We start from the raw sequence: 23,548 nt of genomic DNA on the forward strand, positions 1-23,548 counted from the left end.
AAAAGTGATATCAAAATAGAATTGACCTATCAAAGTGCTGGCACCAAGTGAGAGTATGAGCCCCGTTATAGAAGCCATTACACCAAGTAAGACATACTCAATTACCTGTATTTTGATGACCTGCTTTTTAGAAGCCCCAAGTGTTCGCAACAGCACAGCTTCTCTGATTCTCTGAAACCTGGAAGTTGCTGCTGATCCTGCCAAAACGATGAGTCCTGTTATAATGCTAAACAGACCTATGAACTGGATCACAAAGGTGATCTTATCAATAAATGCCCGTACTGTTTCCAAGACCTGGCCTATATCAATAGCGGATACGTTGGGATACTCCTGAACTAATTCCTGTTGAAGTTTAAGGGAAGCTTCACGGCTATTGGTGTTGATAGTGGTCGCAAAAAACTGAGGTGCGTTTTCAAGTACGCCTGCCGGAAATACCATAAAGAAGTTTGGAGAAGGCTGATCCCATGTCACTGTTCGCGTACTGGCAATATAGGTTTGGATAGGAATACCCTGAACATCCCAGGTTAGCGTATCGCCAATAACGGCATCAAGGTCTTCCATTTGTTCAGCCTCTACTGATATTGGTACTATCTCATTCATCCCATTTACTTGCCCGATCCATTCTCCCTCGACCAGAGTTTCTGATTCCAGAAGACTGTCGCGATAGGTAGAACGGTATTCCCTGTTCAATGCCCAACCGCGAGGATTTTTGGTGCTATCTGCATCAAGTTCATCTGCATCCATTCCGTTGATCTCCTGAATGCGCATAGTAACGATCGGTACATTTTGCAGGATCTCATGACCATTGGAAGTGATGATCTCGTTTACACCATCATTTTGATCATATTGAATATCATAAAGTGCGAGGTTAGGCAGATCTTCACGATCTCCGAAATCAATTTGTCCAAGCAGCATATCCTGAGTCAGATATAGAGAGCTGATCATTGTAACGCCTAAACCAAAAGTGAGTAATAGGATAGTGGTTTGATTATTTGGGCGGTATAAATTTGCCAATCCCTGACGAAGTTCATACGAAAAACCGGCACGCAGGAGTTTTCTGGAGCCCTTCATGATCAATTTGGCAAATCCGGTAAGTAAAACAAGACATGCTACCAATCCCAGTGTAAAGAACATGGCAGGTATGATCTCACCGATCATTAGCCATGCGTAAGCAGTTATGAAGATCAACAAAATCGCTGATAAAATGATCTTGGTCCTGTTGGTCAGAAGCTTGGTAAGGCTAATATTTACCGAACGGAGAGAATAAAGAGGGGAGATCTTTTTAACTGCCAATAATGGGAATAGAGCAAAGAGAATGGAGATCACTAAACCGGTACCGATCCCGATAGCTATTGAAGTCCAGGAAATGAAGAGCTCAATATCTACCGGCAGAAATTCCTGAACCAAGACCGGTAAATAAAGTTGAATGAGTGAACCAAGTGCCGCGCCCATGACTGATCCAAAGAGTCCCATTGCCGTTGCCTGTATTAGATAGATCAGTAAAGCTTGGTTAGATGAAACCCCAACGCAACGTAATACAGCCACGGTATTTATCTTCTGACGGATGTACACGAAAATGGAGCTGGCTACTCCAATGCCTCCCAAAAGCAGGGCTATGAAGCCAATAAGGTTTAGGAAGTTCGAGAGGTATAGAATGGCCTCCCCTACTTCTTCTTCTCGTTCCTCAACGGTATCAAAGCCAAATCGGATGCCATCATCCCTGAGGTCGCGAAGTCGGTCTTCCACCTCCACCATATCTGTGCTTTCGTGGAATTTGTGCCACGAAACATACTCAAGCCTGCTCCCACGCTGAAGCAATCCTGTGTCTTCTACATTTTCTTTTGGGATGAAGATTCGAGGCCCAAAAAAACTGGCAGCTACAGGCTGACCGGGAATCTCAATAATTGCCCCTTCGATTTTATAGGTTAACTGACCGATCTTGACGGAATCTCCCGGCTGGAGATCGAATAAGCGCATTATCGGCTCATCTACAAGGGCAGAACCATTTTCCTGAAATTGAGATGCAGCTGAGGCAGGTTCGGTGACCAGATCTCCATAAAAGGGAAATCCTCCTTCGATAGCTGAGATCTGCGAAAGCCGTGTATTACCATTTTTGGGAAAGTATGCCATGGAGTTGAATTCCATGGCCGTGGAAACATCACCTCCCAAAGAATCAAGTACTTCTTGTAATTCGGGTTGAAAAGGGGCATTTCGGTCTACTTCCAGGTCAGCTCCGAGTAATTCTTTGGCCTGACTCTGAATACTTGAATTCAGGTTGGCACGGAATGAAGTTATCGAAACCTGTGCAGCTACTCCTACAATGATAGCAGCCATAAACAAGAACAACTTTGAACGGCTGGAACGCGAATCGCGCCAAGCCATTTTAAAAGTCCAAAACAGTGATTTCCTTTGATCCATACCGATTATTTAACCGCTGTTTCAGGTTGTTGTTCTACGGAAGAATCTTCAAGGATCTGCCCGTTCTTTAACTTGATAATGCGATCACATTTTTTGGCAAGCTCAAGGTCGTGCGTTACCAATACCAAAGTAGTTCCCTGTTTTTCATTCAGGTCAAAGATCAATTTCTCGATATACTCGCCGGTTTCGGTATCAAGGTTGCCGGTGGGTTCATCTGCGAATAAGATCTTAGGTTGATTGATGAATGCGCGTGCGATGCCCACACGCTGCTGCTCACCGCCCGAAAGCTGTGTAGGGTAGTGGTGACTCCGATCACCGAGTCCAACGCTTTCCAGTAGTTCTCTTGCTCGTTCGCGAACTTCTTTAGTCCCTTCACCACGCAATTCCAAGGGCACCATTACGTTCTCAAGTGCAGTAAGCGTTGGAACCAGCTGAAAGGTTTGAAATACAAAACCTACATGTTGATTTCTTACCTGTGCTCGTTCATCTTCGCTGAGCGGATTTAATGGTATTTTATTGAGGGAAACACTTCCGGAAGTTGGTCGGTCGAGACCGGCGCATAGGCCGAGCAGGGTTGTTTTTCCAGAACCGGAAGGACCTACGATAGCACAAGAAATTCCTTTAGGGATAGAAAAATTGATGTCGTTAACGACGGTTAGGATTTTGGTTCCGCTTTGAAATTTGCGGTATAGCTGATGTACTTCGAGTATATTTGACACGATTCTTTTTGTTTTGAATGATACCGACACAAACAACGGTTTATTGCACAAACATTCCTTTAAAAGTTGAGAAATATTTACGTTTACAGTTAAAGAATGTTACTGACGTAAGTTACCAAATCATAAGTCTGCTCTGATTCAGAACGCCAGCAGTAAGTAGTCTTAGATTTTAGGGTATGTAATCTAAACTGTAGCTAACTTTTGCTCCGCGTCAGAGTCAATTGAAATCTATATAACTAGAGTCAGTAAGGGCGCATGGCCATGCGCCCTTACTGACTGAAAAATAATATCATATGAAAATATTTATAGTCACCTTGTCCATTTTTTTCACCTGTTCATTGCAAGCACAAGATTCCGATGCCAAGACCATCCTATTTTTTGGTGACAGTATTACTGCCGGTTTAGGTGTTGATAAAAGTCAGGCTTTTCCCGCACTCATTCAGGATCGTATAGATTCTTTAGGGTTGAATTATGAGGTGATCAACGGCGGCTTAAGTGGAGAAACCTCTGCGGGTGGATTGCGGAGGATTGACTGGACCCTTCAACGTGATAGAGACATTATGATACTGGAGCTGGGGGGCAATGATGGTCTACGGGGTATCGACCTGAATTCAACCAAAGCAAACCTTCAGCAGATCATAAATAAGGTGAAAGCGAAGAACCCGGATACGGAGATCATATTAGCAGGTATGCAGGTGCCTCCGAATCTCGGTCAGGATTACACAAAACAATTTGAGACCATTTACCCTGAATTGGCTGAAGAAAATGATCTACCCTTGATACCCATGATCATGGATAAGGTCGGTGGAGATGAAGAATTGATGCAAAGTGATGGATTGCATCCTACCCCGGAGGGGCACAAGGTAATTGCAGATACTGTTTGGGAAATTTTAAGACCAGTTTTAGATTGATATTAGAAGCTTTCCACTCTAAGAAATGAACCCTACCTTTTAAGGTATTGAATACCAATAGATGGAAATTTTTATGAAGCAATTATTATTACTTTCTCTTTTTATTTTATCTTCAGCTGGGGTTGATGCTCAGGATTCGCTACTCAGCTATCAACCCAAAGTGCTGTTGGTTACAGCTCATCCTGATGACGATGCACTATTTTCAGCCACTATTTTTAAGACTACAAAATTACTTGGTGGGATCGTTGACTTGGCTTTGATTACAAATGGAGAGGGTGGTTACACCTATTCAACACTTGGAAATTATGTGTACGGACTGGAGTTGGATAAGGAGGAAGTAGGACGGCAGTATTTACCGGGCATTCGCAAAAAGGAATTGATGGCCGGCGGTGATATCGTTGGAATCCGGAATTATTTCTTCTTCGATCAGCCGGATTTCTATTACACCGAAGATGTGGAAGAAACCCTCGAGAAGTGGAATAATGATTGGGTGCATGAGCGACTGGTGGAGATCTTGGAAAAGGGGGAATATGATTTCATGTTTTTGATGCTGCCTTTTGATGAATTCCACGGCCATCACAAAGCCTCTGCTGTGTTGGCTTTAAGGGCGATGAAGGAACTGCCCAAAGAAGATCGTCCTATTGCTTTGCAGGCATTTGTACGTAGAGGTGCCGATGATCCCGGTGTTTCGTTTACACAATTGGAAGGTTACCCCGATACAAGAGTAATGGAAGGAGAGATTTTCGAATTCGATCGTAACCAGACCTTTGGTGCCAATGACCGGCTGAATTACAACATCATTGCCAATTGGGTGATCGCAGAGCACAAGTCGCAGGGAACCATGCAGTTATTGATGCAAAACAGTACGGGAATTATTGAACAGTATTGGTACAATGAGATCAACGGGAAAGAAGGGCTGGATAAAACCGCAGAGTTTTTTGAAGCTGTGAATGCTGTGGAACCATGAGTTCGTAACTCGTTGATGGTTATTCGTGTATTCCTAAATACGAATAACCATTAACGAATACACCAATAACGACGTTACTTAATAAAATAGCTGATGCTGATGTTTGAGCTAACTTCTACCGTTTGTTCAAAATCCATCATAGAAGCATCACGAGCAACTGACATCATTTCCATAGAACTTGCTCTTTGCGGAATACTTACCTGATGATCAGAGAAATTGATTTGCGATACATCTCCCAATGCAACTCCAGAGGTTTCTGCAATCAGCTCTGCGCGTTCTTTAGCAGCTTCAATAGCAGCGATCAATGCTTTTTCTTTTCCTTCTGAAATTTTAGAAGAAGAGAATTGACCGTTGAACGAGTCAAAATCATTTTCTATCAATGTAAGCTGAATTTTTTCATACAGTGAAAAATCATTGAAAGTAATGCTGACGGATTGATTGGTTGATGTAATGTATTCCTGCTCTCCACTATTATTATTGTAGCGATTGCCGTTTACCCGCTGCCGATTCATACGGACGGGTTGGTACTTGATGTCTTCTTCTTTGATATCAAGATCTTCAAGTAATCCGGCAAGCAAAGATTCACGTTTCCTGTGAAGTTCATAAGCTTCCTGAGGAGTTTCACCTTCCGCATTGATGTTTACATTGAAGATGATCAGGTCGGCCGGAAGTATTTCCGAGGCACTCATATTTATGGTGATCGTTCGTTCAGAAACGGGTTGCTGAGCCAGGGTTGAGCAACTTATCCCAAAAAAAAGCAAGCTCACGGTTAAGGTGATCTTGCTCAGTTTATTACCATTCAATGCCATATTCGTGTTTGATCTTTTGAACTTCTGCATAATTTTTTCCTTGATTTAATTTAAAAATTCGGCTTCCTAATTGATCAAATTCATGAACATTGAAACCCGCTCTGTACCAACTTTCTAATACCTCTGAATATTGTTTATGTTTCTTTTTGTTTTTGAGGAGTATCCCAAAATTCGATTCATTTCCATCAGTGGTAACCTGAAAATGAAGTAGTGTTCGTTGAATGCCAAAGGTAATTGACTTAATCAGGTAGATCCTGATCTCAGATTCTTCATTTACATGAATAGGTGAAGAGGGATATTTTTCAGGATTCTTTTTTGGGTTAACGGAGATCTGTTTTGGAGAAATAACCACTTTTCCGGCATTACGACTCAGAAAAAGGGCGCTGAATGCGAATCCATAGCCAAGCACCATTCCCATCCCCATTAAAAAATCACCCCATTCCGGAATGTTGAAATTTAAATAATCGAGCGTATATATGCTAAGTAGGATAGCACATACTAAGCCCATACCGATTCTAAATTCAATCGTTTCAGTAAAAGATGGTTTTCCAGTAGTTTCATTTTTCTTAAGACTTGATTTGAGCAGATCAAACTCATTCATGATTCTGTAAAATTTGGGTTACGGTTGGCATTATTTTCTCCACCCACATTCCATACATTTCTGCTGAGGGATGGAGGTTATCCGAAGCCAGCAGATCACGGTCGTTTTCTGCCATTTCTGAAATGGGTGTAATATTTACAAAAGGGATACCATATTCTGTACTGATATTTTTTGCGATCTCATTATAGCTGGCAATCTCTCGTGTTACTTTTTCAGTATTGCGAAGCTTACCAAAAGGCGTAATCCCATAATTTGGAATGGAAACAACAAACACCTTTCCGGTGTCTCCGTTGGCGAATGCAATAGATTGCTCCAATAGCTCGCGAAATTCAGTTTTGTAAAGTTCAATATCTAATCCCTGGTATTGATTATTCACTCCGATCAATAATGAAACCATATTGTATGAACTATCCGGGTTTTCGTCTTGAATGCCTTCTTTCAGGTCGGTTGTGGTCCACCCATTAGTCGCAATTATTTTTGTATTGCGGACTGTTAAGTTATTGTCTTTTAGTAGGTCAGAAAGTTGCATCGGCCAGCTTTCTTCGACGTCAATACCCGTTCCAATGGTATAAGAATCACCTAAAGCTAAATAGGAGACAGGCTCAATTTCAGAAGGATTTAGCCCATTATTTTTGGATTGGCAGTTTGAGAAAAGAAAAAATAGAAGACTGATTTGGAGAATTAAAAGAGCAGAATGGTTCAATAATTTCATTTTAAGCAGGTTTTTAGGGATAATAATATATTGTGAGATCACTGTATGTTAAGGATTTAAAGAGAAATAAAAAGTATTGAAAGCGCTTGCATTTATCCCAAAAACAGACTTTTATTTAATTTACATTTAATTCGACTAAAAAAGATAATCCCTGTATAAGTGGGAATACAAACTTACAGATGGTTTGAAATTAGCCTGTTTAACAAAAAAATAAAAAGGATCAATACAATGAGGAAAAAGATACAACTAGTATTTGCTGTATGTATGGTAATTACCCTTTGCGTATGTACATTTGATACGTATGCATCTAATCTGGACGATGAAACCGTAGTTTCAGGTATAGTTACCGATATGCAAGGCGAACCATTAGCAGGGGTAAACATCCGTGTTGAAGGAAAAGTGGTAGGTACATCAACAAGGCCTGATGGAACTTTTGACCTTGCCATACAACAAGATCCACCCCTTACTTTGGTTGTTTCTATTGTTGGATTTCAGTCCAGAAGAATTGAGATCAATGATTCTGTAGCAGAAGATCTTGAGATCCAATTGGAGGAAGAAACTATATCAGGCGGTGATTTAGTGGTATCCGCTTCCCGGGTGGAACAGAGCATTCTTAAGTCGCCTGTTTCCATTGAAAAAATGGATGTTTTGGATATTCAAACAGCGGCATCTCCTTCTTTTTATGATGCCATCGCTAATCTGCAAGGTGTTGATTTCAGTTCCCAGAGTATAACGTTCAAGTCTATCAATACCCGTGGTTTTGGGGCAAATGGAAATACCCGTTTTGTACAACTGATCGATGGTATTGACAATCAGGCTCCAGGATTGAATTTCTCTGTAGGTAACATTGTCGGTATTTCAGAATTAGATCTGGAAAGTGCTGAATTAATCCCAGGGGCTGCATCTGCCTTGTATGGCCCAAATGCTCTTAATGGAATACTATTGATGAATAGTAAAAGCCCTTTTGAATATCAGGGGCTTTCATTTAATATAAAGCAAGGTGTTAACCACGTTGACAGTCAGGTTGAAGATGCATCATTGTATCATAGCTATGACTTCCGATATGGAAATGCGGTTAACAACAAATTTGCGTATAAGGTTACGGCCTCCTACTTGCGAGCCCAGGATTTTGTAGCTCAGGATTATCGTGATCAAAGCGGAATTGTAGAGCGAGGCGATTATCCAAGAGACGGTCGCCGGGTTTTTGATGGAGTTAATATTTATGGGGATGGAGTACTTAACTTGGGAGCCATTGCAGATGGTGTGATTGCGGGCGGAGGTGCCCAGGGAGCACAGATAGCTGCAATTCGGTCATTAATACCTGATGGGCCGGAAGGAAATTTCTCTGCTCCGGGTTTCCGTGAATCAGAATTTGTAGACAATACAACGGAAAGTTTGAAACTGGGTACAGCACTTCATTATAGACTTAATGACAGCTATGAGCTACTGGGGCAGTACAACATAGGATTTGGTAGTACAGTGTATACTGCTAACGATCGCTTTGTACTGGATGATTTCAATATTTGGACAGCCAAGGTTGAGTTAAGAAATCCGAATTTCTTTTTACGTGCCTACACTACACAGGAAGACGCCGGTGATACCTACGCAGCGAACACGGTTGCAACCCGGGTAAATCAACTGGCTTACATCACGCCTTATTTCCAGACGTTTGCAGGAGCCCGTACTCAAGGAGCCACCGTAGAGCAAGCGCATCAGCAGGCTGATGCTGTTGCTACAGCATATCAACAAGATTATCTACCGGGTACTCAGGGTTTTGCAAATGCAGTAGATAGCCTAAGAGCTTTATCCATTGCAGAAGGCGGTGCTTTATTCCTTGATAAGTCAAACCTCTACCACGCAGAAGGGATGTATAATCTTTCTAATGTGATCGATCCCTCTCAGGTTGAAGTTATTGTAGGTGCTAATTATCGCATATATGACTTGAATTCTGAGGGTACCCTGTTTGCCTATGATGATGTAGCAAACCAAGAAGAATTCAACATTAACGAATGGGGTGCCTATGTACAGGCTTCTAAGAGTTTTCTTGATGACGATGTGATACTCCAGGGTTCTCTTCGTTATGATAAGAACGAGTATTTTGATGGACAGCTCTCACCTCGTATCTCGGCTACATTTACCGTCGCCGATGACCATAATTTCAGGGCTTCCTACCAAACCGGTTTCCGTATCCCAACAACGCAGGATCAGTTCATTAACCTTGATGTTGTAAGCCGTTTGCTGATCGGTAGTAATCAAAAATTAGTTGATCGTTATCGGTTTGAGACAAACCGTGTGTACACAGCACAAAGTGTTAGAGAGGCCCAGGAGATTGCAAACAGTGGCGGGACTGCCCAAGCTGCAAGAGATGCATTGGAAATTGTAGACTTTGAGGAATTCGATACCGAAAAGGTTGAGACCTATGAAGTGGGTTATAAGTCTTTATTATGGGACAAACTGATGGTAGATGCATACTATTACTACAGTTCATACACTGATTTTATAGCTGAGATCCAGTTTATTCAAGGTGTGCCAAACGGGCTGACAGAAGACCCGGGAAGTTTTGATTCACAAAGTGAAGCTGGTCAGGACGCTATTATTAGTGGCGGAGTTCCCACCCAGGAATATGGTTTTGATGTAAATGCTGATGGTGCAGTAAATTCTCACGGCTGGGGATTCAGCTTGGAGTACGCTTTACCCAAAGGCTTTTTATTGGGAGGAAATGTTTCCTACAACAATCTGTTAGACCAAGATGCTCTGAGAGAACAAGGATTCCGTGCCAGTTATAACACGCCGGAATGGAGATACAATGTAAACCTGGCAAACCGAAACGTATACAACAACATTGGGTTCAATGCCACTTACCGCTGGCAGGATGCAATGCTTTGGGAATCATCTTTTGGTTCAGGTATAGTTCCGGCTTTCGGTACACTTGATGCCCAGGTCAGCTATAAGCTTTCTGACTACAACACCATTCTGAAATTGGGTGGAAGTAACGTGCTTAATGAGCGATATACCACTTCATTTGGTAATCCGCTTATGGGAGCCATTTACTACTTTTCGCTCACATTCGATCAATTCCTGAACTAATTAAAAAAGAGATTTTATTATGAAACGCTTTAAACAATTATCAAAATTACTCTTAGTAACAGCCTTTATTTTTGCAGGTTGTGAAGGTCAGGGAGATTCCCTAATCGAAGACAGGCTTGAGAACAATCCACTTCCAGGCGAGCCTAATTATTCAGCCGGTGATGCAGATTTTTCAAATTATATAGCAATTGGAAATTCACTTACTGCAGGTTTTATGGATGGGGCATTATATACGAATGGACAAATTCATTCATTCCCTGCGATTCTGTCTGATCAATTAGAGTTAGTAGGTGGCGGTGACTTTCTGCAGCCGAATGTAAACTCAGTAAATGGGTTTAATGTCTCACTATCTAATCCTCAGCAGGGGCTCATCTTAGGTAGAACTGAATTGGATGTAAGCATTCCGGGACCTGTTCCAACTATTGGAGAGTTTCCTATACCTGCTTTCAATGGTGACAGAGCTGCAGTGAACAACCTTGGAGTACCAGGAATAAGAGTTGCAGATCTTTTTTCAAGTGATCTTCAAGGTAATAATGCCCTTGGCCTTTATTATTCTCGATTTGCTACTGATCCTGGAACATCTACAATCATTCAAGACGCTGTTTCCAAAAATCCTACATTCTTCTCATTATGGATAGGAAATAATGATGTTTTGGGTTATGCATTAAGTGGTGGCATCGATGAGAATATGATCACCGGCCAAGTTGCTTTTCAGAACGACCTTCAAAATGCTATAGGCGCACTAGTGCAGACAGGAGCAAATGGAGTGGTACTCAATATTCCTCCTCTGGTTACCTTGCCATTCTTCAGAGCTATCTCTTATGATAGAATTGAATTGGACCAAACAACAGCTGACCAAATAAATGCTGGCTTAGCCCCTGTGAACCAAGCTATGCTGGGGTTAACCCAACCGCCTATAAATCATGATCCTGATGATATACAAAGACGGCTAATGGAGTACTCGGCGGGAAGTAATCCTATTTTAGTGATAGATGAAGAGCTTTCTGATTTAGGGCCCGAATTTGATATACTACTTGCAGCAGGTCAAATTAATGCTCAGCAAAGAGAAGCCTTAGTTCCTTATGAACAATCCCGCCCACTTACAGCAGGTGAGTTAGTATTATTAACTGCCGGTTCTGTACTAGGATCAGAAGCCGATGGGGATAATAGTGTTGCAGACACTCCTATAGGTGTAGTAGTGCCTTTAGGTTTTAATGTAATAGACGAAAGCCTCAATGGAGATCGATACTATTTGACTATGCAAGAGCAGGCAAACATTGTAATGGCAAGAGCTACATTCAATGCAGTTATCAGCGGTGTTGTTGATGGTACTAATCAACAAGCAGGTGCCCAAGTGGTACATTTGGTTGATGTAAATCCATTTATGGCAGATATTCTAGGACTAAGCTCCAGTCAGGCCCAACAGCTAGCGCTTACTGCGGCGGGTCAAGCTGCTGCTGATGGTACTGTTGGTAAAAGAATTAGAGGATTTGATCTTCAACCGGATTTTAGCCCAACAGGAATTTTTTCAACAGATGCAGTCCATCCAAATCCACGAGGACATGCAATTGTTGCTAATGAGATCATTAAAAAGCTAAATGAGGTATATGACGCAAATATTCCTGAGGTTAATATTCTTAATTACCCAAGTGTTATTATAGCCCAGTAATAGTCCATGTATTTATTTTTAAACCCCTCACTTTTAAAAAGTGAGGGGTTTTTTTATGCCATTTTCTAAAATTGATGTCAGATTAGGGTAACTTTGACATTCCCTAATCCATGAAGGATAGATGGCATACTATTTGCTCTGTCTTAAGGAAATAAAGAAAACCGCAAAGCTTAAATTCCAACTGAAAAATAAATGAGCAAAGAAAATATTTCAGAAAAAGAACTTGAGACCCAAGATGAGGTTGTAGAAGAAACATCTGCTGAAGCAGAATCTGCCCAAGAAGAGACAGAATCTGTAAAAGACGAAAAAGACCTGAGAATTGAAGAGCTTGAAAATGAATTAGCTTCTGCTAAAGATGCATTATTAAGAAAAGCTGCTGAGCTGGAAAATGTTCGTAAAAGGGTTCAGCGTGAAAGAGTTCAACTTTACGAAGAAGCCAAGGCAGGTGCTTTAGAGGATTTTATGCCAATAGCAGACGACTTGATTCGAACTTTGAAAGCTGCTGAGGAATCAGAAATTGAAAAGAGCTTTCTTGAAGGTGTTCAATTAGTAGCAGATAAATTCAAGAATGTTCTCGAGAAACACGGAGTAGTTCGAATTGATGAGACCGGGGTACCATTTGATGTAAATCTGCACGACGCTATGATGAAGCAACCCGCTCCTGATGACGAAACAGGAAGTGATGTAGTCCTGCAAGTGCTGGAAAGTGGCTATAAAATTGGAAACAGAACTATTCGACACGCTAAAGTAATTGTAAGCGAGTAAAACATGTCAACAAAAAGAGATTATTACGAGATACTTGGATTAGATAAAAACGCCTCGGAAGCTGAGATCAAGAAAGCATACCGTAAAAAGGCTATGAAGTTTCATCCTGACAGGAACAAGGAGGATCCGGAAGCTGAAAAGAAATTCAAAGAGGCGGCAGAGGCTTATGAAGTATTGAAAGATCCTCAGAAGAAAGCACAGTATGATCAATTCGGTCATGCTGGTGTAAATGGCCAAGGCGGATTTGGCGGTGGTGCTGGAGTCGATTTCGATAATATGGGCTTCGAGGATATTTTTAGCAGATTCGGTGACATTTTTGGAAGTGGATTTTTTGGGGAAGAATCATTTGGCGGTGGGGGCCGGCGAGGCCGCTCTCGCAGCAGAAGAGAGCCAGGACAACCCGGTTCTGATATGAAGATCCGTATGGCACTTACACTTGAAGAGATTGCATTTGGAGCTGAGAAAAAACTTAAGATCAAAAAGCAGATCAAATGCGGCGAGTGCAGTGGAACCGGTGCACAAACAAATTCAGATTTTGAGACTTGCTCTACCTGCAATGGGATGGGGGAAGTTCGCCAGGTTACCCGAACCATGTTGGGACAGATGGTGAATGTGCAGGCGTGTCCAACTTGTAGCGGAGAGGGTCGAATAATTAAGAATAAATGCAAGAAGTGCAGCGGAGAAGGTCGTGTTAAAGGAGAGGAGACCATTAAGGTGAATATCCCTTCCGGTGTATCCAATGGAAATTATATTACTCTGAGAGAACAAGGCAATGCCGGACGACGTGGTGGTTCAGCCGGTGATTTAATTGTACTTATTGAGGAAAAAGAGCACGAATATTTTGATCGTGATGGGAAAAATATCTATTACAATCTGACACTTAGTATTCCGGATGCAGTGCTTGGAACAGAGGTGCAGGTTCCAACATTGAAAGGAAAAGCCAAGCTGAAAATTGAACCGGGTACCCAGCCAGGTAAAATGCTTAGAATGCGAGGTCGTGGTATAAGAGGTTTAAATAATTCAGGTGAAGGAGATCAGTATGTTCGTTTGAATGTTTATATGCCCGAGAGCTTATCTGAAGAAGAAAAAAAAGCGATAAGCTCCTTCAAAGAATCTGAAAATTTTGATGCTTCAAATGCAGATGGCAGCGACAAGAATTTCTTTTCCAAGATGAAAGATATGTTTGGTTGATTTAGGTGCAAGGTGCAAGGTGCAAGGTGCACCATTGCACTACACCCAAAAATTATTCTGCTAAAACGGCTGTACCGCTGACGGTCACCATCAACATACTTCCGTTGGCACCAATGGTCTCATAATCCAGATCTATTCCAATAACAGCATTGGCCCCTACACTGTTTGCCTTCATTTCTAATTCTTCAAAGGCAATCTTACGAGCCGACTGCAACTCTTTTTCATAAGCCCCGGAACGACCTCCTACTATATCACGAATTCCGGCAAAAAAATCTCTAAAGATATTTGCTCCGAGTATAGCCTCGCCGGTTACAATGCCAAGGTATTTTTTTACTTCTCTTTGATCCAGATGATTGGTAGTGGTCATGATCATAATAAATGCTCCTGATGTAAATTAAATGTTTGATTATAAACTGCTTTTACTGAGAAAATGAAAAAAAGTTACTTGTTTGATGAAACGGGAGGTGACTTAAATCAAAGACATAAAAAAAAGCCTTTCCCGATAATGAGAAAGGCTTTAAATCAGTAATTCAATAAAGATTAACGATTTTTTCCGCCACCTTTATTATTTCTTGGTCGATCTTCACGAGGCTTAGCTTCGTTTACTTTAACGGCGCGACCATCAATTTCAGCACCATCCAGTTGATCGATAGCAGCTTGTGCTTCTGCATCGTTATCCATTTCAACAAAGCCAAAGCCTTTTGAACGGCCTGAATATTTGTCGCTTATAACTTTTGCTGAACTTACTTCTCCGTAAGCTTCAAAAACTTCTCTAAGTTGGTCGTCTGAAACATCATAGCTCAGGTTTCCTACATAAATGTTCATAATATCTAAATCTGGTTGAAAATTAAAAATCGGAATGCAAGGAAAAACCAGAACTAAAGTCTGAAAAAATGCAGTAGTCTAAGTACCATTGTCAATCCAAAAATAAAAGTACATTATTTTAGACCTATCACAAAGAATTTTGAGAATTTATTTTATAAACCAAAATGAATTGATATTCAGACTGATGTCAAGTGGGTGAATGCAGGCTATTTCAAATTCTGGGTCTTTTTCATCGATTCATTCGCCATTTCTTTATGATAAGATTCCAGCTTAGCAGTAAGCTTTCCATCATTTATACCCAGCATTCTAACGGCCAGCAATCCGGCATTTTTAGCTTTTCCGATAGCCACGGTTGCAACGGGAATTCCATTAGGCATTTGTACAATGGAGTAGAGGCTGTCCACTCCGCCAAGGGCTGAGGTTTTAACAGGAACACCAATTACTGGTAATGTAGTATGGCTGGCAAGCATCCCCGGAAGGTGAGCAGCCCCACCGGCTCCGGCTATGATAATTTTGATTCCGCGGTTACGTGCTTCTTTTCCATATTCTGCCATCACATCAGGGGTGCGATGAGCCGAAACCACCCGTTTTTCGTAAGGGACGTTAAAGTGATCTAAAATTTCAGTGGCTTCTTTCATGGTAGGCCAGTCGCTGTCGCTGCCCATTACCACGCCGACGGTGGGATTGCTCATTATTCGGTAATTGGTTGAATTTAAATGTTGAGGGAATATAGAAGTCAGAACTCAGAATTCAGAATTTCAAATCTCGATCTTTCGGGTTACATGTATCGCTTTTTTATAGGTTTCCTTGAGGTTATCCCCAAGCAGTGTATAATGAGCCATTTTCCGGCCAACTTTACTGTCTATTTTGCCATATACATGAAGGTGTCCGTTTTCAGTTTCCAAAGCCTGTGTAATGTGGTCGGTTTCAGCAGGACGTTTATGTGTTCCCAGCAAGTTGATCATGGCAACTGCCGGTTTGTTCAGTTGGGTTGAACCGAGTGGAAGTCCCAATACCGCCCGAACGTGATTTTCGAATTGGGAAGTTATGGCTCCTTCAATGGTATAATGCCCGGAGTTATGCGGCCGCGGTGCTGACTCATTCAATAAAATCTCGCCATCGTTGGTTAGAAAAAACTCGAAGGCAAAAATACCCTTTCCATCGATAGCTTCGGCGGCTTGTACCGCAAGTTCTTGTGCTCTTTTTTGGAATCTTTCTTCAACCGGAGCGGGAGATAAAACAGCTATACAAATATGATCTTCCTGTACCGTTTCACAACAAGGATATACCACGGTGCCGGTTTCATTTCGGGCTACCTGAACAGCAAGTTCGTTGGTAAAGTCTACAAAGGCTTCAGCTACAATATCACGCCCATCATTTCCCCCAAGCTTTTCAAAAGCTTCTGCGGCTGATTTCACATCTTTTACGGTTTCATTGCCATAGCCATCATATCCACCCTTGGATGATTTAAGTAGAAATGGCCAGCCGTACTCTTCGCCAAATGACTGAATGTCTTTCTCACTCTTCACCAATTTGTAAGGAGTAACGGGAATTCCCGCAGTCTCAAAGGTTTGCTTCTCGATCAACTTGTTTTCAATCAGTGCAAAACTTTCCGGGGAAGGGTAGATTGGTGTCCCGCTTTTCTCTTGTACTTCTTTGAGGATGCTGGAGCTTATGAATTCATTTTCTAGAGTGATGACATCACAGCCTTTCGCAAATTCTACCATATCATCCACCGATTCAAAAGAGCCGGAAGTTGAAAAAGGGGTCATAAATTGAACGGGTTCATTCTCAGTACGGTCTGAGAAAACGGCTACCTGAATCCCGAATCTAAAGGCCTGAAAGGCACTCATCCGTGCAAGCTGACCTGCACCTAAAAATCCAAGTTTGAGTTTAGCGGGAAGGGATATTCGTGACATAGAGAGTTTTTGTTATGAAGGTAAGAATATTTTGAGTTTTGTATGAATGAGTATGAGTCAATTTTACATGCTGTCAAATCTCCATTACTTCTATCAATACACCAATGAATTCCGTAATTTCGAAACCGAAAAAATCAGCCCGAAATATGGATATTGAAGAAAAGCTAAAGCAAATTAAATCAAGGTTCGAAGAAGTGAATGCCGCTATGAGTGATCCGGCGGTGTTTGACGATCCCGACAAATATACAGAGCTAACTAAGGAGAGAAGCGATCTGGAGGAATTGGTTGAAGATTATGATTCCTGGAAAGATCTCACGAACCGGCTGGAGGGAAATAAAGAACTCATCGAAATGAATGAGGATGCCGAGATCACCGAGATGGCACGTGACGAGAATAAGGAGATCAAAACAGAATTAGCGGAGCTGGAAGAAGCCATCAAGATGAAGCTGATCCCGAAAGACCCGGAAGATTCCAAGAACTCCATTGTGGAAGTAAGAGCAGGAACCGGCGGCGATGAAGCAGCGATCTTTGCAGGTGATCTTTTTGAGATGTACCGCCGCTATGCAGATAAGATGGGTTGGAAGATGAGTATCATGAGTATCAATCACTCTGAAAAAGGCGGGTACAAAGAAATTGTTTTTTCGCTGGAAGGGGATGAGGTATTCGGAAAGATGAAATATGAAAGCGGAGTCCATCGCGTACAGCGGGTTCCCGAGACTGAAAGTCAGGGGCGGGTACACACTTCAGCTGCTACTGTTGCTGTTCTTCCTGAAGTGGAAGAAGTAGATATTCATGTCAATCCCGCAGATATTAGGGTTGATACCTTTAGAGCGAGTGGAGCAGGAGGTCAGCATGTTAACAAGACGGATTCAGCCATTCGTCTGACTCACGAACCGACCGGAATCGTAGTAGAATGTCAGGAAGAGCGTTCACAGCATCAGAACAAAGAAAAAGCCATGACCATGCTTCGGGCCAAGATGTATGATATTGAACTAGAGCAGAAGCAGAAAGAGAGAGCGGCCGAGCGAAAAAGTCAGGTTTCAACAGGTGACCGTTCCGCCAAGATTCGTACGTACAATTATCCCCAGGGCCGGTTTACCGATCATCGTATCAATCTAACACTATATGATCTGGATAACATTATGAAAGGCGGTATCGATGAAGCTATCGAAGCCCTTCGGGTTCAGGATAACCTCGAAAAACTGAACGCCTTAGCCGAAGAGTAAAGCCTTCGATAATCTGAATACATGAAAACCCTTGCTTGTAGTGTCTGTTTAAGGTCTGACGGCTACAAGTCCGTCTGACGGTTTATATTCGAGCTAAGAGGCTAAAGAGATAATCCATCAGACGGATTCCGGAAATTATATTTTTATCCCAAATTTACGTTAACAAAAAAAAGCTCATTTCAGTTAAGAAACGAGCTTTTTTTATTTTTAAATAGGATCAAACTTTGGGAGCAGCAGCAAGCAGTTCATCACTTGCCTCATCTGCAAACTGCTCAAAGTTTTTGATAAACATATCAGCCAGTTTTTTGGCTTTAGTGTCATAAGCTTCTTTATCAGCCCAAGTATTGCGCGGTACCAGTACTTCGGTCGGTACCCCATCAACTTGTGTAGGTACTTCCACTCCAAATACCGGATCGGTCGCAAATTCAACGTTTTCGAGATTACCGGCAATGGCTTCGCTTAACATACGACGCGTATGCGGGAGCTTCATGCGATGTCCGGTTCCATATTCTCCACCGGTCCAGCCTGTGTTAACCAACCAGACAGTAGAACCATGCTTGCGGATTTTCTCTGCTAACAGCTCAGCATAAACAGTAGGGTGCAATGGCATGAATGGAGCACCGAAGCAGGCTGAGAACGTAGCTTGGGGCTCTGTGACTCCACGCTCAGTACCTGCCACCTTAGCAGTATATCCACTGATGAAGTGATACATGGCCTGTTCGGGTGTTAGTTTAGAAATAGGAGGCAGTACGCCAAAAGCATCGGCAGTCAAAAAGATAATATTTTCAGGATGCCCGCCTTTCCCATTTTCACTTGCATTAGGAATAAATTCCAGTGGATAAGAGCAGCGGGTATTTTGTGTGAGGCTTACATCGTCAAAATCGGGCTCACGTTCTTTGTTAAGCACCACATTTTCCAGTATGGTACCCGGCATCTTGGTAGTTGCATAGATCAAGGGTTCATTTTCCTGAGAAAGGTTGATGGTCTTAGCATAGCATCCGCCTTCAAAGTTGAACGTTCCCTCATCACTCCAGCCGTGCTCATCATCACCGATTAAAGTTTTTTCAGGATCAGCGGAAAGCGTAGTTTTTCCGGTTCCTGATAACCCAAAGAATACGGCTGTTTTACCGTTTTCATCATGGTTTGCAGAACAGTGCATGGCCATTACACCTTTTTTGGGTAACAAGTAATTCATTACTCCAAAAATACCTTTCTTCACTTCACCTGAATAAAGCGTACCGCCGATCAAAATGATTTTCTTCTCAAAATTGCAAAGAATGTACGTGCTGGTACGAGTTCCATCTTTTTCGGGATCTGCTTTCAAGTGAGGAGCAGCTAATACTGTGAATTCAGGTTCGTGATCTTCAAGCTCTTCATCAGAAGGATTTATAAACATGTTATGAGAAAATAATCCGTGGTAAGCAGCTTCACTTACTACACGTACATTCAGTCTGTTATTCTCATCAGCACCGCAAAAAAGATCTTTAACAAAGAGATCTTTGTCTTTTAGATACGTAACGGTTTTCTCAAAGAGATTATCGAATACTTCTTCAGAGATAGGCTGATTGATCTCGCCCCAGTCAATATCATCATGGATAGAAGGCTGATCTACAATAAACTTATCCTGTGGAGATCGCCCGGTATATTGGCCTGTCAAAACTCTCAGGGCATGGTCTTTAGTGAGAATGGCCTCTCCGCGGATAATAGCTTGTTCATATAGTTCAGCGGGGGAAAGGTTCCAAAATACATTTTCGTGTTTATCCAGACCGAGGTATCCAAGTCCGGTTTTACTTTTTGGATGCGATTTGTAATCTACGCTCATGCTGTCTTTTTGGTTGTTTTTTCAAGGAGTCAGGAAGGTAAGGATTTGATAGGTGAATTTTAACCTCCGACCTATAAATTGATTAATAAATGAAGGCATTTATGAAAAAATGTGGAAGCGCTTTCCATACTTATGTCGTTTATCCGTTTCACCTTAATATGAACGTATTAAATAAAGATAAGATGAATATTTATAGCTTTGCTTTACAATATTCTTTTCTTGATCTAAAGGATTAAAGAGATCCTGAAAGAATTTTAAAGAGCAGAAATATTTTTTTAAAAGATCAATTCATGTTAAGCCCTGCTTCATTTTGGTGATTTCTTTCCATAATTTGAAAATCAATTATATCCAAGGGTAGAATGGGAAAAGAGAATATACTAATAGGTCTGATACAAACAACCAGTACTAAGAATCCTAAAGATAATTTGTACAGGCAAATGGGATTGATCAGAGAGGCCGCTGAAAAAGGAGCACAAATCATTTGTCTTCAGGAACTCTTTAATACCCCGTATTTTTGCGTGGATTATAAGGATGAGTATTTCAAATGGGCTGAACCTATAAATGGGGAATTGGTCCAGAGTCTGAGTGAGTTAGCCAAAGAATTAGGTACAGTAATTATTGCACCGTTCTTTGAAAAAAGGGCCAAAGGTGTATATCATAATTCACTTGTTGTGATCGATACTGATGGAAGTGTGCTTGGAAATTACCGTAAAACACATATTCCGGACGACCCAGGTTTCTATGAAAAATATTACTTCACTCCGGGAGATGAAGAATCCGGCTTTAAGGTATTTGATACAGCTTTCGGTAAGATCGGAACCCTTATATGCTGGGACCAGTGGTATCCTGAAGCTGCACGAATAACGGCTCTGAAAGGAGCGGATATCTTGTTTTATCCAACGGCTATTGGGACTCTTTCCAGTGAAGGAAAAAAAGAACAAAAAGAATATCAGGATGCCTGGGAGACCATTCAGCGAAGCCACGCCATTGCAAACGGTTGTTTTGTAGCATCTGTAAATCGTGTTGGTAAAGAATCCGGATCTAAGTTTTGGGGCGGATCTTTTGTAGCCGGCCCGTTTGGGCAAGTGCTTAATAAAGCGGGAAGCAAAGAAGAAATACTGATCACTGAAATTGACCTGGATCAAATTGAAAAACAAAGAAAATCCTGGCCATTTTTCCGGGATCGCAGGATAGACCTTTATAAGCCAATTCTTAAAAGAATGGATGATTAAGTGAGTTCTGATACAAAGTTTGTAATGCCCCCGGAATGGCATCGCCATTCAGCCACGCAACTCCACTGGCCATCAAATCGGAGAACGTGGCCCGGGGAACGACTTGAAAGGGTAGAAGAAGTCTATTGTAAGATCATTGAGGATCTGCATTTTTATGAGCCAATTCAGTTGTTTGTAGAGAGCCTGGAGCTTAGAAACAGAGTGATGCAAAAGCTCTCTCTTCGGGCAGTAGAGTTAGATCGGATTATCATTCATCAGCAAAAAATAAATGATATCTGGGCTCGTGATTGCGGGCCTATTTTTGTGAAAAAAGGAGAGGAATATGTAATTACAGATTGGGGTTATAATGCCTGGGGTGAAAAATATCCGCCGTGGGAGAATGATAATTATCTTCCTGAATTTATAGCCACTAAATATGATCTAAAAAGGGTCATCCCGGACATGATATTGGAAGGGGGCTCTATTGATGTAAATGGGGCAGGAGCTTTATTGACTACGGAGTCTGTATTATTGAATAAAAATCGTAACCCTCAATTGTCAAAAAGAGATATTGAAGAAAGGTTAAACAAGTTCCTGGGGGCAGATCAAGTTATTTGGTTGAAAAAAGGTTTGGCAGGAGATGATACTGACGGTCATATAGATGACATTACTCGCTGGTTAAATGAAGATACAGTCCTTACAATGGTATGCGAAGATAAAAATGATGTTAACAACGAAGCTTTGGAAGAAAATCTTGAGATTTTGAGAAATGTAAAACTCAAAAATGGGAAGGCATTAAATATTGAGACCCTTCCACTGCCAAAGACTAAAATTGAAGGAACTACAGTAGATGGTTCAGAATATGTACCCGCAAGCTATGCTAACTTCTATATAGCCAATGGTGTGGTCTTGGTTCCAATTTATGACAAGAGATATGACGATGAGGCACTGACCCTTTTCAGAAGATATTTCCCTGGCAGAAAAGTGATCGGTATATATTGTGCTGATCTGGTTTGGGGGCAAGGATCCATACATTGTATCACCCAACAGTGGTATGGTATATGAGCTTCAAGAAATCAAAAGCTTTATATTTTAACCCTCACTGCTCCTTATTCGAGAGGTATACGGGTTGGGGTTTTCTCACCGGAGATGATCACTTCAGCAGCTTTTGCAACAGCACGTATTGTGTTAGTTGTATGCGCAATATTCAATGTATTAAATTCATCTGAAACCCGGTGATAATCCTGATCTACGTCAATTGGGGTTGTACTTATACTATGGGCAGGAACGCCAAGCCGTGCCAGCGTTGCATTATCAGAACGATAAAATAAATTTTGATTTGGGTAAGGGTCGGGGTAGAACTCGAAATTAGAATCAGCGGCACTACTTCTAAATATCTCACCTAACGAAGACCGCTCAAATCCAGTAATCCAGGCCGTGTTTGGTCCTTCTACCGCGGGTTTTCCAATCATTTCTAAATTGATCATCGCAATGATCTCTTCAGGATCGATTTGCTTTGAAAAATACTGTGAGCCATATCCCCCAACTTCTTCAGCTGTAAACCCAACAAAATATAAGGTACGTTCGGGTTTAGGCCTGCTTTCAAAGTAGCGAGCCAATTCGATGATTCCTGCAACACCTGAGGCATTGTCGTTAGCACCGTTGGCAACAGAATCTTCGTCGACAGAGGAAAGTACTCCAATATGATCATAGTGAGCCGAAAACAGCACAATTTCATCTGTTCGTTCACCTTCTATCATGCCGGCTACATTGGATAAGTTAATGGTCTCAATTTTATTTTTTAAATGAATATCAACGTTTTGAATTTCTTTGTTAAGAAGAATAAAAAAATCGTTTGGTTCAGCATCCAGTTCAAATGTTCGGTTAGAATGCTTAAAGTAAGATCGATAGCGATGAAACCATTTGGCATGTTCTTCAGAAACCACTATTAGAGAAGATTCGTCATCATTGGTCAGATCTCTGAATTTCTCTCTGTAATTTTCATTAGTAGATATATACTTGATCTGCACATCATTTGTAGTCCAGTCCAATTCTTTACTCATTACAAGTCCAAAGTATTTTTCGGACTCTAATTTTTGATCGTTTACAATGACTACAGTTTCAGATGGTTTGATCGAATAGATGGTAAAGTTTTGGCGATAAGTGTTGTTCTCAGGTAAATTCTCAAGGCCAATTTGGCTAAATTCATTAGAGATAAAGTCAGCTGCCAAATGAATCTCATCCCCAAAGGCATGTCTGCCTTTCATGTCATCCGAACTGAGGGTCATAATGATTTGAGATACATTTTCCTCAGAAACATCAGTGGCAGTATTGCACGATGAAACTAATAAACCAAATGTTGTCAGTAATAATAACAACGTGGAATTCTGCATCATAAAAAATTGATTTTTTTCAAAAATTACATCTGATTTTAAGAAACCTTCTTCAACCTATTTGAAAAAAAATGATATAATGGAGTAAAGCTCTGTAAAAAACAGAAAATGAGCCGTTAAATTATGAGAGAAAGTGGGTAAGCCATAGTTTTTAGGAATGATCAAATTGAAAATTTGGATCTCCAAAATTTTTCAAAGTTCTGTAATGAGAAGCTACCGCTTTAGTAAAGGTAGGGTGATGATTATATGGGATCCCAAATTCCTTAGCTGTTTTTTCTACAATAGGACTTATATTGGGATAAT

General features: G+C 41.3%; 20 protein-coding genes. 9 read left to right on the top strand and 11 right to left on the bottom strand.

All coding sequences use genetic code 11. The annotated features are described in order from the left end of the window. Both VFM80_RS02630 and VFM80_RS02635 read right to left on the bottom strand, forming a co-directional pair. On the bottom strand, positions 1 to 2,418 hold a 2,418-nt coding region (locus VFM80_RS02630; protein WP_395069270.1), incomplete at its 3' end, for an ABC transporter permease. A 5-nt stretch (positions 2,419 to 2,423) separates the two neighbouring features. Further along, entirely contained in the window at positions 2,424 to 3,137 is a 714-nt protein-coding gene (locus VFM80_RS02635; RefSeq protein ID WP_395069272.1) for an ABC transporter ATP-binding protein, read from the bottom strand. Between the two features lie 293 nt (positions 3,138 to 3,430). On the opposite strand from VFM80_RS02635, the gene VFM80_RS02640 reads away from it, so the two are divergent. Together VFM80_RS02640 and VFM80_RS02645 are read left to right on the top strand one after the other, a co-directional pair. After that, positions 3,431 to 4,048, top strand: a complete 618-nt coding sequence (locus VFM80_RS02640) for an arylesterase (protein WP_395069273.1) — start codon at positions 3,431 to 3,433, stop codon at positions 4,046 to 4,048. 73 nt (positions 4,049 to 4,121) lie between these two features. After that, complete coding sequence (locus VFM80_RS02645; RefSeq protein WP_395069275.1) at positions 4,122 to 5,015, top strand: PIG-L family deacetylase; 894 nt, start codon at positions 4,122 to 4,124, stop codon at positions 5,013 to 5,015. Between the two features lie 74 nt (positions 5,016 to 5,089). Here the strand turns inward: VFM80_RS02645 and VFM80_RS02650 are convergent, their stop codons facing one another. Genes VFM80_RS02650 through VFM80_RS02660 form a run of 3 tightly spaced genes read right to left on the bottom strand, consistent with a single transcriptional unit; the run spans position 5,090 to position 7,137 of the window. Continuing rightward, positions 5,090 to 5,854, bottom strand: a complete 765-nt coding sequence (locus VFM80_RS02650; protein ID WP_395069277.1) for an SIMPL domain-containing protein — start codon at positions 5,852 to 5,854, stop codon at positions 5,090 to 5,092. Then, positions 5,808 to 6,425, bottom strand: coding sequence for a hypothetical protein (locus VFM80_RS02655; RefSeq protein WP_395069279.1), 618 nt, complete (start codon positions 6,423 to 6,425; stop codon positions 5,808 to 5,810). Before VFM80_RS02655 ends, VFM80_RS02650 begins: the two co-directional genes overlap by 47 nt. Beyond that, positions 6,418 to 7,137 carry an SGNH/GDSL hydrolase family protein gene (locus VFM80_RS02660; RefSeq protein WP_395069281.1) on the bottom strand — a complete coding sequence of 240 codons (720 nt, stop codon included), beginning with the start codon at positions 7,135 to 7,137 and terminating at the stop codon, positions 6,418 to 6,420. The genes VFM80_RS02655 and VFM80_RS02660 overlap by 8 nt, the downstream gene beginning before the upstream one ends. 228 nt (positions 7,138 to 7,365) lie before the next feature. Between VFM80_RS02660 and VFM80_RS02665 the strand changes: the two genes are divergently transcribed. The 4 genes from VFM80_RS02665 (at position 7,366) to dnaJ (ending at position 13,849) form a co-directional block, all read left to right on the top strand. After that, positions 7,366 to 10,224 (top strand): TonB-dependent receptor, encoded by a 2,859-nt coding sequence (locus tag VFM80_RS02665; protein ID WP_395069283.1) that lies wholly within the window; start codon positions 7,366 to 7,368, stop codon positions 10,222 to 10,224. Positions 10,225 to 10,243: 19 nt separating this feature from the next. After that, on the top strand, positions 10,244 to 11,893 hold the full coding sequence (locus VFM80_RS02670; protein WP_395069285.1) for a hypothetical protein: 1,650 nt from the start codon (positions 10,244 to 10,246) through the stop codon (positions 11,891 to 11,893). A gap of 192 nt (positions 11,894 to 12,085) precedes the next feature. Beyond that, positions 12,086 to 12,658, top strand: a complete 573-nt coding sequence (locus VFM80_RS02675; protein WP_395069287.1) for a nucleotide exchange factor GrpE — start codon at positions 12,086 to 12,088, stop codon at positions 12,656 to 12,658. Between the two features lie 3 nt (positions 12,659 to 12,661). Next, positions 12,662 to 13,849: a molecular chaperone DnaJ gene (gene dnaJ / locus VFM80_RS02680; protein ID WP_395069289.1), complete on the top strand. Its 1,188-nt coding sequence runs from the start codon at positions 12,662 to 12,664 to the stop codon at positions 13,847 to 13,849. Between the two features lie 52 nt (positions 13,850 to 13,901). On the opposite strand, the gene VFM80_RS02685 is transcribed toward dnaJ, so the two are convergent. From VFM80_RS02685 to VFM80_RS02700, 4 genes are all read right to left on the bottom strand, one after another. Further along, complete coding sequence (locus tag VFM80_RS02685; protein WP_395069291.1) at positions 13,902 to 14,222, bottom strand: heavy metal-binding domain-containing protein; 321 nt, start codon at positions 14,220 to 14,222, stop codon at positions 13,902 to 13,904. A gap of 167 nt (positions 14,223 to 14,389) precedes the next feature. Continuing rightward, positions 14,390 to 14,674: an RNA recognition motif domain-containing protein gene (locus VFM80_RS02690; RefSeq protein WP_395069293.1), complete on the bottom strand. Its 285-nt coding sequence runs from the start codon at positions 14,672 to 14,674 to the stop codon at positions 14,390 to 14,392. A 206-nt stretch (positions 14,675 to 14,880) separates the two neighbouring features. Then, positions 14,881 to 15,366, bottom strand: a complete 486-nt coding sequence (purE, locus tag VFM80_RS02695; protein WP_395069295.1) for a 5-(carboxyamino)imidazole ribonucleotide mutase — start codon at positions 15,364 to 15,366, stop codon at positions 14,881 to 14,883. A 66-nt stretch (positions 15,367 to 15,432) separates the two neighbouring features. After that, positions 15,433 to 16,593, bottom strand: coding sequence for a 5-(carboxyamino)imidazole ribonucleotide synthase (locus VFM80_RS02700; protein WP_395069297.1), 1,161 nt, complete (start codon positions 16,591 to 16,593; stop codon positions 15,433 to 15,435). A gap of 152 nt (positions 16,594 to 16,745) precedes the next feature. On the opposite strand from VFM80_RS02700, the gene prfA reads away from it, so the two are divergent. After that, positions 16,746 to 17,819, top strand: a complete 1,074-nt coding sequence (gene prfA / locus VFM80_RS02705) for a peptide chain release factor 1 (RefSeq protein WP_395069307.1) — start codon at positions 16,746 to 16,748, stop codon at positions 17,817 to 17,819. A 217-nt stretch (positions 17,820 to 18,036) separates the two neighbouring features. Here the strand turns inward: prfA and VFM80_RS02710 are convergent, their stop codons facing one another. Next, entirely contained in the window at positions 18,037 to 19,641 is a 1,605-nt protein-coding gene (locus VFM80_RS02710) for a phosphoenolpyruvate carboxykinase (protein ID WP_395069299.1), read from the bottom strand. A 359-nt stretch (positions 19,642 to 20,000) separates the two neighbouring features. On the opposite strand from VFM80_RS02710, the gene VFM80_RS02715 reads away from it, so the two are divergent. After that, a complete protein-coding gene (locus VFM80_RS02715; protein WP_395069301.1) occupies positions 20,001 to 20,873 on the top strand; it encodes a carbon-nitrogen hydrolase in 873 nt (290 codons plus the stop codon). Continuing rightward, positions 20,874 to 21,917, top strand: coding sequence for an agmatine deiminase family protein (locus tag VFM80_RS02720; protein WP_395069303.1), 1,044 nt, complete (start codon positions 20,874 to 20,876; stop codon positions 21,915 to 21,917). A gap of 44 nt (positions 21,918 to 21,961) precedes the next feature. Here VFM80_RS02720 and VFM80_RS02725 read toward each other — a convergent pair whose 3' ends face one another. Beyond that, complete coding sequence (locus tag VFM80_RS02725) at positions 21,962 to 23,248, bottom strand: M28 family metallopeptidase (RefSeq protein ID WP_395069305.1); 1,287 nt, start codon at positions 23,246 to 23,248, stop codon at positions 21,962 to 21,964. Positions 23,249 to 23,548: the final 300 nt, after the last annotated feature.

The organism is Gracilimonas sp. (genome assembly GCF_035704785.1).
Taxonomy (GTDB): Bacteria; Bacteroidota; Rhodothermia; order Balneolales; family Balneolaceae; genus Gracilimonas.